Origin of the sequence: Klebsiella sp. C283 (assembly GCF_048822555.1) — a bacterium.
Taxonomy (GTDB): Bacteria; Pseudomonadota; Gammaproteobacteria; order Enterobacterales; family Enterobacteriaceae; genus Klebsiella; species Klebsiella quasipneumoniae.
Map to the genome: position 1 here is coordinate 197,869 of NZ_JBMEZS010000007.1, position 13,066 is coordinate 210,934.

Consider the following 13,066-nt stretch of genomic DNA (forward strand, 5'->3'; position numbering starts at 1 on the left):
AACCGGGTACATTATGCAAGCATTGCTCGAACACTTTATTACCCAATCCACGGTCTACTCGCTGTTAGCCGTGATGCTGGTGGCCTTTCTCGAGTCGCTGGCGCTGGTGGGGCTTATCTTACCCGGAACGGTGATGATGGCCGGCCTTGGGGCGCTGATTGGCGGCGGTGAGGTTAACTTCTGGCAGGCGTGGCTGGCGGGGATCGTGGGCTGTCTGCTGGGCGACTGGATCTCATTCTGGCTCGGATGGCGCTTTAAAAAGCCGCTGCACCGCTGGTCGTTCATGAAGAAAAACCGCGCCCTGCTGGAGAAAACCGAGCATGCGCTGCACCAGCACAGCATGATCACCATCCTGATTGGCCGCTTTGTCGGGCCGACGCGTCCGCTGGTGCCGATGGTCGCCGGGATGCTCGACCTGCCGGTGGCCAAATTCGTGCTACCGAATATTATCGGCTGCCTGCTCTGGCCGCCGCTCTATTTCCTGCCTGGCATTCTCGCCGGGGCGGCGATTGATATTCCGGCCGATGAAAACAGCGCCAGCTTTAAATGGCTGCTGCTGGGGGCGGCGCTGCTCGCCTGGCTGGCGGGGTGGCTGTGCTGGCGGCTGTGGCGGAGCGCGAAAACGTCTGGCGATCGGCTGACCCGCTGGCTGCCGCGCGGGCGTCTGCTGTGGCTGACGCCGCTTATGGTTGCGCTGGCGGCAACGGCGTTAACGTTTGTCTTCCGCCATCCGCTGATGCCGGTCTATCTGGCGATCCTGCACAAGGTTATTGTGCGCTGATCCCCATCAGATAAGAGGCGCTGCTGTGGCCGCTTAACAGCTCGGCGGTAGCGCCATCCCAGACAATGCGCCCTTCGGCGACCACAAACGAGCGCGGCGCAATGCGTGCGGCATCTTCCACGCTGTGCGAGACCATCAGCAGGGTGAGCTGCTGCTGCTCGCAGACATCAGCCACCAGCGCCAGCATCTCCTGGCGCAGCGCCGGGTCGAGCGCTGAGAAGGGTTCATCCAGCAGCAGCACCGGCTGCTGGCGCACCAGACAGCGGGCCAGCGCCGCGCGCTGCCGTTGACCGCCGGAGAGCTCTCCCGGCAGGCGTTCAAGCAGGTCATCAATTCCCATCTGGGCGGCAATCGCCGTGACTTTCTGCTGCTGTTCGCGGCTCAGTTTCAGGCCAGGGTGGATCCCGAGGCTGATATTCTGCCGAATGGTCAGATGGTTAAACAGGTTATTCTCCTGGAACAGCATCGAAACCGGACGCTGCGCCGGCGGCGTCGCGTGATGCGTCTCGCCGTTAATCTGCAGGCTGCCGCTGGCGGGCGGCAGAAAACCGGCGATCAGATTCAGCAGGGTGCTCTTTCCGGCGCCGCTGGGGCCGAGCACCGCGATGCGCTCGCCGCGCGCGACGTCGAGAGTAAAGCGCATCGGCAGATGCTGGTACAGCCAGGTCACATCATTGAGTTTTAGCATCACGCCCCGGAAGTTTTTCAATCAGCGTAAATAATAAGAAACAGAGCAGCAGCAGAAGCAGGGCGGTGACGGCGCCGTCCTGGCTGCGGTAGGCGCCTATCTGCTGGTACAGATAGAAAGGTAGGGTGCGGAACGCCTCGTTGCCGAACAGCGCCACCACGCCGAAGTCGCCAATCGACAGCACGCAGGCGAAGGCTAACGCCTGGGCCAGCGGGCGCCGGAGCGCGCGAAGTTCGATGACCCGCAGCCGCGCCAGGCCTTCGATCCCCAGCGACTGGCAGAGCATGCTGTAGCGGACGGCAATGTCGCGCATCGGGTTTTCCAGCACTTTAAGCGCGTAGGGGATCGCCATCAGGGCATTGGTAAAGATGACGATGCCGTCGGCGGACTCCGGCAGGCCGATGCTGTTATTGAGCAGCAGGAAGAAGCCGGTAGCCAGCACGATGCCCGGCATGGCAAGGATCAGCATGCCGCTCAGCTCCATCGCCTGCCCGGCCAGCGGCCGCTGACGGGCGCGCAGCTCGCGACTGCTCCATAGCAGCATCATCGTCAGGGTCACGCTCAACAGCCCGGCGGCAATGGCGATGCGCAGAGAAGTCGTCAATGCCTGCCAGAGGGCGGGCTGCGCCAGCACGTCCAGCATGTTGCGGTTGATCCCGTCGACGATGACCGCCAGCAACGGCGGCAGCAGAAGCAGCAGGGCGGCGCCGATCAGCAACCCATCGCTCAGCCGGCTATGCAGGCGATCGTCAGGGTCGCGCCAGCCGCGGACATGGCTGACGCCGATAGCCACCGCTTTACTGAGACGCTGGCTGAGCAGCACCAGCCCGAGGCAGCAGAGCATCTGGATCAACGCCAGCATCGCCGCTCGCGCCGGATCGTAGTCAAAGCTCAGCGCCTGGTAGATAGCCAGCTCAATGGTGGTGGCCTTCGGGCCGCCGCCCAGCGACAGCACGGTGGCGAAGCTGGCAAAGCAGAGCATAAAAATCAGCGCGGCGACGGCGGGAATGTGCCGGCGCATCCATGGCCATTCGACGAGGCGGAAGAAGGCATAGCCGCGCATGCCAAGCTGGGCGGCAATTTGCCGCTGCTCGCCGGGAATGTTCTCCAGCGCCTGCAGCAGCAGGCGGGTGGCCATCGGCATATTGAAAAAGACGTGCGCCAGCAGGATGCCCTGCAGGCCGTAAGGCGAGAAATCCCACTGCCAGCCGAAAGTGTGAAACAGCGAGGCCAGCCAGCCCTGGCGGCCATAGACGCTGAGGATGCCGAACACCGCCACCAGCACCGGCAGGATCAGGGTCATCGCGCACAGGCGCAGCAGCAGGGTGCGGCCGGGAAAGCGACGCCGATAAAGCGCGCGGGCGAGAAAGACGGCCGGGCCCACCGAAAGCAGCGCTGAGAGCGACGCCTGCCAGAAGGAGAAGCGCACCACGTGCCAGAGGTAGCTATCGCTGAAAACCGTCTGCCAGCCCGTGCCGGGCGCGCTGAACCACAGCGCCAGAAACGCCGCCAGCGCGACGGCGCAGAGCAGCGTGGCGGCGAACAGGCCCGGCAGCAGCCCGCTAAGGTTTAGCGGCTGACGGCGCGTTGCCATGCGCTAATCCAGGTCTGACGCTCGCTGGCGACCTGCTGCGGGGTAAACGTCAGCGTGGTCTGGGGCTTCACCAGGGTTGCAAAACCGGCCGGCAGCGCGACCTGGGTCACCGGATACATCCAGTTGCCGGTGGGGATGGCGTTCTGGAAGCCAGGAGATACCATGAATTTGAGGAATTTTTCCGCGAGTTCCGGCTGCTTGCTGGCGGCGGTGCGGGCGGCAACTTCGACCTGCAGATAGTGGCCTTCGGCGAAATTCGCCGCCGCATAGTGGTCTTTTTTCTCTTCAATAATGTGGTAGGCCGGCGAGGTGGTGTAGCTCAACACCAGGTCGCTTTCGCCTTTCAGGAACAGACCGTAGGCTTCGCTCCAGCCCTTGGTGACGGTAACGGTCTTCGCCGCCAGTTTCTGCCAGGCCTCGGGCGCTTTATCGCCATAGACTTTTTGCATCCATAGCAGCAGCCCCAGCCCCGGGGTGCTGGTGCGCGGATCTTCATAGATGACGCGCCACTTCTGCGGGCTCTCGACCAACTCTTTCAGGCTTTTCGGCGGATTGGCCAGTTTGTTTTTGTCATAGACGAAGGCGAAATAGCCGTAATCGTAGGGGACAAAGGTGTCGTTATCCCAGCCGCCCGGCACGCTGACCGCGCTGGCGGGAACGTGGCTTTTAGCGAACAGCTGACTCTGCGCCGCGGCTTCCAGCAGGTTGTTATCCAGGCCCAGCACGACGTCAGCCTTGCTGTTCTTGCCTTCCATGCGCAGACGATTCAGCAGCGAAACGCCATCTTCCAGCGCGACGAACTTCAGCTCGCAGCCGCAGTCCGCTTCAAACGCTTTTTTGACCGCCGGGCCGGGGCCCCAGTCGGCAGAGAAGGAGTCATAGGTATAGACGGTGAGGACAGGCTTAGCCAGAGCGGGCATGGCGACCAGCGCCAGCAGCGGGAGTAATTTTTTCAACACTTTGCACCTCAGAAAAAAGGGGTGGCAAAGGATTTTGAGTGAGCCTCAAATCCCTTCGCCGGCGTTATCCGGATCAGGTTCGACGGGTATTTTCTCAGCCCATACGCTTCATCCTTCAAGCCGCATCTGCGTTAGCTTCGCGCGTTCACCCCAGTCACATAGCTATCTATGCTCCAGGGGATTCACCCGCTTGCTGCCTTGATGCAACTTGAATGATATTGCGTATGTTTATTAGCACCCCGTTGAGAACGGCCTTAGTGTAATGATTTTGTCAGATGACGGAAAGCGCTTACGGCTCAGGCGGCGCAAACCATGCGGATTTAAAATCGAACCAGCCGAGGGTGTTCATCCGCACGCCGCGCATACTGCGCTGCCCCTGAATCATCAGCCAGTGATGGATCAGCGGCACGATATGCTGGCTGGCCAGCAGGCGCTGACTCCAGGTAGCCGGATTAAACTCTCCCGCGCGCCAGCGGCTGGCGTCTTCCTGCCAGTCGATGGGGATGCAGCGCTGAATCAGCGGGACTTCGTACAGATAGGCGAATAGCGAGAATTCGATCGGCAAGGTGAAGTTAACGCTGTTGAGCCAGATATCGCTGACCACCTCGCCGCGATGCCAGGCATCGTACTCCAGCTCCTGGATCTCCAGCTTTACCTGATGCGCCGCCAGCAGGTCGCGCATGATCCCGCCGATCACCCGATGTTCGACGTGATCGCGGTAGTAGGTGAGGGTAACCGTCTCCAGGCCCGCCGGCTTGTCGCAGGCGTGGTTGCTGGCGTGATGCCAGCGCGGCAGCAGGCCGTAAGCGGGAAACCAGTTGCCCTGGTAAAGCTCGCCCGCGTGGTAGAGCAGGTTCGCGGGCTGGAACAGATAGCTTAACCAGCGGCGCACCGCCTCGTTGGCGCCCAGCGGGCTTCGCGAGTCGAACAGCAGGTAGTAGCACCCCTCTTCCAGACGACTCTCCACCGCCTTTTCGCTTTCGGTATTGCCCTGCAGCGTCAGGCCGCCGTTGGGCTCTTCGCTAATTTCCGGTAGCACCCAGACGTTCACCTCATCGATCAGCGCCCGGTAGCCAAAATAGTCCTCAAAGGCGTGGATCTTGAGCTGGTTCTGATTGTTGCGCACCACGGCATACGGGCCGGTGCCGACCGGCATCGAAGAAAAGTGGTTCATGGTCCGCCACTCCTGCGGCAGCACCATCGCCGGCACCTGGCCCAGCAGCCAGGGCAGCCAGCGGTCGGGCTGGCGCAGATGAATATCCAGGGTCCAGGCGGTGGGCGATTCAATGCGTTCGATATGCGAATAGAGCGGCAGGGCATTGCTGCGCTGCAGAGAAGCGATCACATCGGTCATCTCCAGCTCACGGCCATGGTGAAAATGGATGCCTGGCCGGAGGAAAAAGCGCCAGTGGGTGGGCGTCAACTGCTGCCAGTGGTGGGCAATATCGGCTTCCAGTTCCCCATTTTCCTCATTTACCCGCGTCAGAGCGCTGAATATTTGCCGGGCGATATGGGTTTCCGAACGTCGCAGCGCGCTGCCGGGCAGTAAATTCTTCATTGGCCGGTAGTAGAGCACGCGCAGGATGTGCCGCCCCTGGCGGAAGCTGCGCCCGAGATGCGAGACCAGCATCTGACGGACGGCGGCTTTATCGCCGACCAGCTGCACCAGCTGATCGATGCGATCCTGTTCAAGCAGATCTTCGGCACGCTGCTGCTGCAGGGCGAGGCCGGTATAGAGAAAGCTCAGCCGCGAGCGTTTTCCGCGGCCAGCCTCCGCCTCCCAGGTCAGCCAGCCGCGGGACTCCATCATATTGAGCAAGGTGCGCATGTGGCGGCGCGAGCAGCTCAGCATTTCCGCCAGCTCGTTGAGGGTGGTCTCCTGCGACTTGCCGTCGCAGCACTGCCATAGACGGATGAACTGTTGTTGCAGACGGCCGGAAGACATAAAAGGGGAACTCCTGCGCAAAACTCAGCAATTTATTACTCCCCATATTAAGCCAATAATGAATCCCGATGAAGCGAGGAGGTGAATATGATGAGGTCTATCGCAAAATCGTTCTACCAGCGCTACTTTTCTGCGACGCAGGAAGCGTCCTGGCTGGCCCGCCTGATGGCAGGACGACAGCAGGAAATTCTGGGAGAACTGATGCAGTGGGGAGTGACGTCAAAGACCTCTGATCATTGACTTGCAGACATCATGTGTGACTGAGTATTGGTGTTATACTCGTCGTTTTTCAAGCTGCAGGTGCGTGCGCTCGCCCGGGTTTATCGCTGTCGATGCTCCCAGAGCCCTATGTTCTGGCCGCGTGAATCGCCCCTACGGGACTCACCCTTTCGGCGCCAGCGCAAAAACGGTTAACCGTTTGTCCTGCAACGTGAATTCCAAAGAGTATAGAATCACCCGCCAGCAGAAAGCCTCTGCTGGCTTTTTTCGTTTACTTCGCGTGTGTTAAGGACATTTCATGCTGTGGTTGATGACGATGGGACGACGGCTAAACGGCGTCTATGCCGCCTTTATGCTGGTTGCTTTTATGATGGGCGTGGCGGGCGCATTGCAGGCGCCGACGTTGAGTTTGTTTCTCAGCCGCGAAGTGGGGGCGCAGCCGTTCTGGGTGGGCCTGTTCTACACCGTGAATGCGATAGCCGGGATCCTGGTGAGTCTGGCGCTGGCCAAGCGCTCCGATAGCCGCGGCGACCGGCGGCGGTTAATTATGTTCTGCTGCCTGATGGCGGTAGGCAATGCGCTGCTGTTTGCCTTCAACCGCCACTATCTGACGCTGATCACCTGCGGGGTGATGCTGGCATCCATCGCTAACGCCGCCATGCCGCAGCTCTTTGCCCTGGCGCGGGAGTATGCCGACAGCTCGGCGCGGGAAGTGGTGATGTTCAGCTCGGTCATGCGTGCCCAGCTGTCCCTGGCGTGGGTGATTGGCCCGCCGCTGGCCTTTATGCTGGCGCTCAACTATGGCTTTACCACCATGTTCTCCATTGCGGCGGGCATCTTTGTGATCAGCCTGGCGCTGATTGCCGTCAAACTACCCTCGGTTCCGCGCGTGGAGCAGCCCTCGGAAGAGGCGGAGGCGCTGGCGCAGGCCGGCGGCTGGCAGGACAAGAACGTACGCATGCTGTTTATCGCCTCCACCCTGATGTGGACCTGCAACACCATGTATATCATTGATATGCCGCTGTGGATCAGCAGCGATCTCGGGCTTCCCGACAGCCTGGCCGGGATCCTGATGGGCACCGCCGCCGGGCTGGAGATTCCGGCGATGATCCTCGCCGGCTACTACGTGAAGCGCTTTGGTAAACGCAAAATGATGGTGGCGGCGGTGGCGGCCGGTGTGCTGTTTTATCTGGGGCTGATCCTGTTTCATGGCCGTACGGCGCTGCTGGCCCTGCAGCTGTTCAACGCCATCTTTATCGGCATTATCGCCGGGATCGGCATGCTGTGGTTCCAGGATTTAATGCCGGGGCGCGCGGGGGCGGCGACCACCCTCTTTACCAACAGTATTTCCACTGGCGTGATCCTGGCCGGCGTGATGCAGGGGGCGCTGTCGCAGAGCTATGGCCACGCCAGCGTCTACTGGACGATCGCCGCGATTTCGCTGGTGACGCTGTTTTTAACCAGCAAGGTAAAGGATATCTGACCGTTCTCTTCGCCCCGGCGTGCAATTCGCCGGGGCCGCCGGGTTTACTTCAGTTCGATTCGCTTGATGTCGCCGATGATAAAGATGTAGGCAATCACGCCGATCAGCGCCGTCAGGCCGACGTAGATCAGTGCGTAAAAGAAGTTACCCGTTGCGGAGATAATCACGCCAATTATCAGTGGGGCTATAATCGACGCCATATTAGCGCAGAAATTAAATATACCGCCGGTCAGGCCTGCCATATTTTCCGGGGCAATATCAGAAATTAACGTCCAGCCCAGGCCAACCATTCCCTGGCCAAAAAACGCCACCGACATGATAATAATAACGGTGCTGTTGGCGCTCACCCAGTTCGCCGCAATAATACAGCTGGAGAGTAATAATCCGGAAATTATTGGTAACTTCCGACTGATGTTGACGGAGCCGGTTTGCTTCAGCAGTCGGTCCGAGATCCAGCCGCCGAAGAGGATGCCGATGGCGGCGGCGAGGAACGGCCAGGTGGCGAAGAAGCCAACGTGCAGCCAGGGAAGATGGCGCTCGTTGGCCAGATAGCTGGGAAACCACGTCAGGAAAAACACCAGCGTGGTGTTGCCGGCAAACTGACCCAGACTGGCGCCGAGGATCTGGCGACAGCCCAGCAGGCGCCTGGCGTCACGCCAGTTAAATGGAACGTTCTGGATTTTATTGTCAATGCCGTTTGCGCCGATATAATCCAGCTCCGCTTGATTAGCCGTGCGCGATTCATGGGGTTCATGATAAAAACGCCACCACACCAAAGTAAATAAAATACCTAATCCGCCGGTGAGGAAAAAAAGCGTTCTCCAGCCATGATGTTCGAGGATTAAAAATAACAGCGGCGAGAAGGCCGCCAGTCCTATATATTCACCAACCGTATATGTTGCCGTCGCCCGCGCGCGCTCATGCTGCGGGAACCAGGTGCTGACGATGCGGCTGTTGGCCGGGAAGCAGGGCGCTTCACTGACGCCGAGTCCCAGGCGCAGAAGCAGCAGAGATTTAAGCCCGAGGGTGAAACTTTGCAGCAGGGTAAACAGCGACCAGAAGAAAATTGACAGGGCATAGGTCAGTTTGTTGCCGAAGCGGTCTAAAAACATGCCGCCGGGGATCTGCGCCAGGGCATAGGTCCAGGCAAAGGCGGAGAAAATGATGCCCATCATCGCCGGATCGATATGAATTTCCTGGGTTAACTGTGGGGCAACGATACCGAGGATGGTGCGGTCGAGATAATTGATCATCGTTCCGACGGACAACAGCAGTAAAATAACTATCCGAACGCGGCTTCTTTTTTTCGTCCCCGATGAGGAAGTGAGGACTTCCTGAGAGTTTGACATACTCATAGCGAGTTCCTTTAAAGTTTAAAATATTTTTGCATATATTTGTATATGCAAAAATAGCTCCGGGAACTATAGGTTGTATCTATGAATGGCAACGCTTTGTGGCACATTCATCCGCTTCAGAAAATAATATTTGATGCACCGCCAATATTTTCCCGCACGTGCGCATTATTGGTGGCTTGCATGGTATATTAGCATCAGTGAATTTATTCTTATATTATACGGGCAAAAATAATGAACCTAAAGCAACTTTATTATTTTAAACGTCTGTCTGAAACTGAACATTATACCGAAGCGGCCTCCAGTCTGTGCATCACCCAGCCTTCACTAAGCCATGCGATATCAGAGCTGGAGAAGGAGTTAGGGGTCGCGCTGTTCGCCAGACAGGGACGGAACGTTAAAATTACGCAAAACGGCAAGCGGTTTCTGCCGTATGTCGAAGATGCGCTGGCCTCACTGGAAAATGGCCGCACAGTTTTGCAAAAAAACGGCGCTGAAAATAAAGAAAACATTCGTATAGCCTTTATTTACACGATGGGCGAATATGTTGTTCCGCAGTTAATTAATAAATATTCTCTTTCACCTGAATTTCACAACGTGACTTTTTCTTTTACTCAAGGGACCTCGCTGACGCTGTTGCAAGAGCTGAAAGCGGGAAAAGTCGATCTGGCGATCTGCTCTTATATTGCCGATGAACCCGATATCGATTTTATTCCGGTTATTCAGCAGGAGCTGGTGGTGGTGACCGCCAGGGATCATCCGCTGGCCCGGCTGTATGAACATGAAGTCGACCTCGTGGAGACGATTCATTATCCCTATATCTATTTTTCAGAAAATAGCGGCTTACGTCCGTTTATCGATAATGTATTTATGCAGCAAAAGCTGGTGCCGGAGATTGCCTGCTACGTGGAAGAGGATACCGCGATGGCCGGGCTGGTCAGCATTGACTACGGGATCGCGATCATGCCGCGGATCTCGGCGCTCTCCCATTACAACGTCCATATCCTGAAGATTAAAAACACCCTCCCTCCGCGCTATATCTATCTGGCGACCATGAAAGACCGCGGACTTTCCCCTGCGCTGCAGTCGTTTAAAAATGTGGTCATCCACGACAGCCAGAAGATCTGTTAGCGAATAGCCCGGAGAGGTCCTCCGGGCTGAGGGGTTATCAGGAGAGAATATCCATCACTTCACGCAGCTTGTCGATGGCGATCTGTCCCGGCGCGGAAGCCTGACCCACGGTACCGAAGGTCATGGCTGAGCCAAAAAGACGCCCGGTCACCCGGCTGACGCCGCCCGATTTTCCCATCGACATGGTGATCAGCGGGCGGGTGGCATACTTCTCTTTCATGGTCAGCGTGGCGGCGAGCAGGGTCAGAACGTCCTGCGGCGATTTCGGCATCACCGCGATCTTCGGCAGATCGGCGCCCAGATCCTGCATGCGGCGCAGGCGATAGATGATATCTTCCTGGGCGGGGGTCTTATGAAAATCATGGTTACTCATGATCACTTTGACGCCCGCGGCATGCGCATCGTCAACCAGCGCGCGGATCTGCGCTTCATCATTGAACAGCTCGATATCGATGACATCAACCAGGCCACTGCGCGCCGCTTCGCGGTTGAGCGCGAAGTAGGCCTCGTCGCTGAGCTCGGTCTCGCCGCCTTCTTTCTTGCTGCGGAAGGTGAACAGCAGCGGCAGCGCTTTCAGCGCGCCACGGATTTCCGCCAGCGCGGCCATCACCTGAGCCATCTCTCTCACCTGAGTAAAGTGGTCAACGCGCCATTCGATGATATCGGCGCCGGCGTCGACCAGGCCGTGGGCGTTACCCAGTATTTCATCCAGCGTTTTGCCGATCAGCGGTACACAAATTAAGGTTTCCCCTTCCTGGAAGGTGATGTTCTTTACGGTAACTGCATTTGTCATGTAGGCATCCATTATTATTCGCGTTGAACCTCAGGCGGTGACTGCGGTGGGTGATACTTTTTGCGCCGCCCGAGCCTGCAGTTGACGATAGCCGATGTACAGGGCGATCACAAAGCCGATCACGGCGATCGCAAAATCAAACCACATAATGCTGGCAATACTGATCTGCGAAAGTTTGGCGGTGATCAGCGGGATCGTGAAGCTGGCGATACTGCCGGCGGTGTAGAAGATGCCGGTTGCCTTGCCTTTCCCGTTCGGGAAGCTCATCGCCATGATCGTCGCTCCCAGCTGTAGCACTCCGCCCGCGGCGGCAAAGCCGATGACAAAGGCGAAGCCGGTAACCATCATCGGCGTCGGGAACAGGCACACCAGCAGCAGCGAGACCATCGACAGGCCAGTATAGATGATCATGGCGACGGCGGAGCTGAACACCTCTTTGACGAAGGCGGCGGTCACGAAGACGCAGACCAGCGACCCGACGGTGTAGATGCTGAGCAGCTTAATCGCCGAGGCATAGGGCAGGCCGACCACGAACTGACCGTACTGCGCCAGCCACTGGCTGACCAGATAGAAGGTCGCCATGCCGATATAGCCGTACAGGGTGAAGATCACCATATCCAGTTTGTTGGCCTGCGGACGGGCGGAGGTTTCCGCCTGTGGCCCTGGGGTGGCCTCTTTTTTCGCCGCCTGGCTATCCGGGAACGGCATTTTGAGCAAATAGAGGCCGCTCACAACAAACAGCGCCGCCGCAATCACGAACGACCAGCCGAACCACAGATTCGCCCAGATCAGGAAACTGATAATGAACGGCAGCAGGAACTGTCCGGCGGAGACGAAGGCTTTGATCAGCACGTTGGCCCGGCTGGCGGAGTGCGGGAAAGATTCCATCAGCGCCGGATAGGTGCCGGAGTCGAGGAAGCTGTTCGCCAGGCCCGCCATAATGCCGAAGACATAGGCCAGATAGATATTTTTGGTCAGCAGAATGCCGATAAAAAAGATCAGATAGCTGAGGATCCCCAGATAGATAAAGGGCTTACGACCAAAGCGATCCGACAGAAAGCCGGTCACGATGGTCGCCAGTTTGCCGATCCCTAACGAGGAGATCACCACTGATACGCCGGCAGCGTCTGTTCCCCACTGCTCCTGGAGATGGGCCATGTTGAGGGTGATCAGCAGCACCCCCATGCCATGAATCAGGTAGTTGAGGTACAGCCCTGCCGCGGTAGGGACGTATTTATTTTTCATCGCTTGCCCCTTAGAACAGGATGCTTTTGATGTAATCAACCGGCATCTGTTTACCCGTCCAGATTTCGAACGCGCGCGCGCCTTGCCACAGCATCATCCCGAGGCCGTTTAGCGTACGGCAGCCTTTTTTCTCAGCCACTTCCAGAAGGTGGGTTTTGCGCGGGTTGTACACGACGTCGGAGACGATCAGGTCCGGACGCAGGAAGCTGTCGTCCGGGAGCAGCATCTGGCCTTCGAACGGCTTCATGCCGACCCCGGTGGCATTGGTCAGGATCACGCTGCTGTCGATTTCGGCACGCAGTTTGTCATGATCGTCGAGATCGAACAGATGGATCTCGCAGCGCGTGTTGTTGCGGATCTTGGCTACCGTTTCTTCGGCGTTGGCGAAGAATTTATCGCGACGGTTGAAGATCGAGATCGCCTTCACTCCATCCAGTGCCGCCTGGACGCAGAGCGCGGTCGCCGCGCCGCCGGCGCCGAGCACGGTCATCTTCTTGCCAATAATATCGATACCCGCTTCGCTAAGGGCGCGCATATAGCCGGTGCCGTCGGTAATATGCCCGGTCAGTACGCCGTCGTCATTGACCACGGTATTCACCGCCCCGACCAGCTGCGCCGCCGGCGAGAGCTTATCGAGATACTGGCAAATCTCGGTTTTGTTCGGCATAGAGACGTTAAAGCCGCGCAGCTTCAAAGCCCGGAAGCCCTGCACAACGTCTTTCAGCTCCTGATTACCGACTTCAAAAGCCAGGTAGACGTAGTCCAGCCCGAGATGGGCGAAAGCCTCGTTGTGCATGGTGGGCGACATGCTGTGGCGAATCGGGGTGGCGATCAGACCAATCAGCTCAGTGTGTCCAGTAATACGTTCTGCCATGA

General features: G+C 58.2%; 12 protein-coding genes and 1 riboswitch. Of the genes, 4 read left to right on the plus strand and 8 right to left on the minus strand.

Translation table 11 applies throughout. The features are described 5' to 3' along the window. The first annotated feature begins 13 nt into the window (after window positions 1–13). Window positions 14–781: a DedA family protein gene (locus ACOI7Z_RS15460; protein WP_087848870.1), complete on the plus strand. Its 768-nt coding sequence runs from the start codon at window positions 14–16 to the stop codon at window positions 779–781. On the opposite strand, the gene thiQ is transcribed toward ACOI7Z_RS15460, so the two are convergent. The 4 genes from thiQ to sgrR all read right to left on the minus strand — a co-directional run bounded on the left by thiQ (window position 768) and on the right by sgrR (window position 5,967). Continuing rightward, complete coding sequence (gene thiQ, locus ACOI7Z_RS15465; RefSeq protein ID WP_087848871.1) at window positions 768–1,469, minus strand: thiamine ABC transporter ATP-binding protein ThiQ; 702 nt, start codon at window positions 1,467–1,469, stop codon at window positions 768–770. The two genes, ACOI7Z_RS15460 and thiQ, sit on opposite strands and share 14 nt — an antisense overlap. Further along, on the minus strand, window positions 1,453–3,063 hold the full coding sequence (gene thiP / locus ACOI7Z_RS15470) for a thiamine/thiamine pyrophosphate ABC transporter permease ThiP (RefSeq protein ID WP_065882770.1): 1,611 nt from the start codon (window positions 3,061–3,063) through the stop codon (window positions 1,453–1,455). The genes thiQ and thiP overlap by 17 nt, the downstream gene beginning before the upstream one ends. Further along, window positions 3,039–4,022 (minus strand): thiamine ABC transporter substrate binding subunit, encoded by a 984-nt coding sequence (gene thiB / locus ACOI7Z_RS15475; RefSeq protein ID WP_023291964.1) that lies wholly within the window; start codon window positions 4,020–4,022, stop codon window positions 3,039–3,041. The genes thiP and thiB overlap by 25 nt, the downstream gene beginning before the upstream one ends. Window positions 4,023–4,054: 32 nt before the next feature. Next, window positions 4,055–4,274: riboswitch (TPP riboswitch) on the minus strand. Window positions 4,275–4,311: 37 nt separating this feature from the next. Beyond that, complete coding sequence (gene sgrR / locus ACOI7Z_RS15480) at window positions 4,312–5,967, minus strand: HTH-type transcriptional regulator SgrR (RefSeq protein ID WP_065882768.1); 1,656 nt, start codon at window positions 5,965–5,967, stop codon at window positions 4,312–4,314. An 87-nt stretch (window positions 5,968–6,054) separates the two neighbouring features. Between sgrR and sgrT the strand changes: the two genes are divergently transcribed. Continuing rightward, window positions 6,055–6,207, plus strand: coding sequence for a glucose uptake inhibitor SgrT (gene sgrT, locus ACOI7Z_RS15485; RefSeq protein ID WP_087848872.1), 153 nt, complete (start codon window positions 6,055–6,057; stop codon window positions 6,205–6,207). A gap of 277 nt (window positions 6,208–6,484) precedes the next feature. Beyond that, on the plus strand, window positions 6,485–7,669 hold the full coding sequence (locus ACOI7Z_RS15490; protein ID WP_023291966.1) for a sugar efflux transporter: 1,185 nt from the start codon (window positions 6,485–6,487) through the stop codon (window positions 7,667–7,669). Between the two features lie 44 nt (window positions 7,670–7,713). Here ACOI7Z_RS15490 and ACOI7Z_RS15495 read toward each other — a convergent pair whose 3' ends face one another. Continuing rightward, window positions 7,714–9,024: an MFS transporter gene (locus ACOI7Z_RS15495; RefSeq protein ID WP_087848873.1), complete on the minus strand. Its 1,311-nt coding sequence runs from the start codon at window positions 9,022–9,024 to the stop codon at window positions 7,714–7,716. A 231-nt stretch (window positions 9,025–9,255) separates the two neighbouring features. Here ACOI7Z_RS15495 and ACOI7Z_RS15500 point away from each other — a divergent pair, with 231 nt between their 5' ends. Next, window positions 9,256–10,152: a LysR family transcriptional regulator gene (locus tag ACOI7Z_RS15500; RefSeq protein ID WP_004204315.1), complete on the plus strand. Its 897-nt coding sequence runs from the start codon at window positions 9,256–9,258 to the stop codon at window positions 10,150–10,152. Window positions 10,153–10,189: 37 nt separating this feature from the next. On the opposite strand, the gene aroD is transcribed toward ACOI7Z_RS15500, so the two are convergent. Genes aroD through ACOI7Z_RS15515 form a run of 3 tightly spaced genes read right to left on the minus strand, consistent with a single transcriptional unit; the run spans window position 10,190 to window position 13,064 of the window. Next, complete coding sequence (gene aroD / locus ACOI7Z_RS15505; protein ID WP_087849882.1) at window positions 10,190–10,945, minus strand: type I 3-dehydroquinate dehydratase; 756 nt, start codon at window positions 10,943–10,945, stop codon at window positions 10,190–10,192. A 30-nt stretch (window positions 10,946–10,975) separates the two neighbouring features. Beyond that, window positions 10,976–12,190 (minus strand): MFS transporter, encoded by a 1,215-nt coding sequence (locus ACOI7Z_RS15510; RefSeq protein WP_032453837.1) that lies wholly within the window; start codon window positions 12,188–12,190, stop codon window positions 10,976–10,978. A gap of 10 nt (window positions 12,191–12,200) precedes the next feature. Next, window positions 12,201–13,064 carry a shikimate dehydrogenase gene (locus ACOI7Z_RS15515; RefSeq protein WP_017901194.1) on the minus strand — a complete coding sequence of 288 codons (864 nt, stop codon included), beginning with the start codon at window positions 13,062–13,064 and terminating at the stop codon, window positions 12,201–12,203. Window positions 13,065–13,066 lie beyond the last annotated feature (2 nt).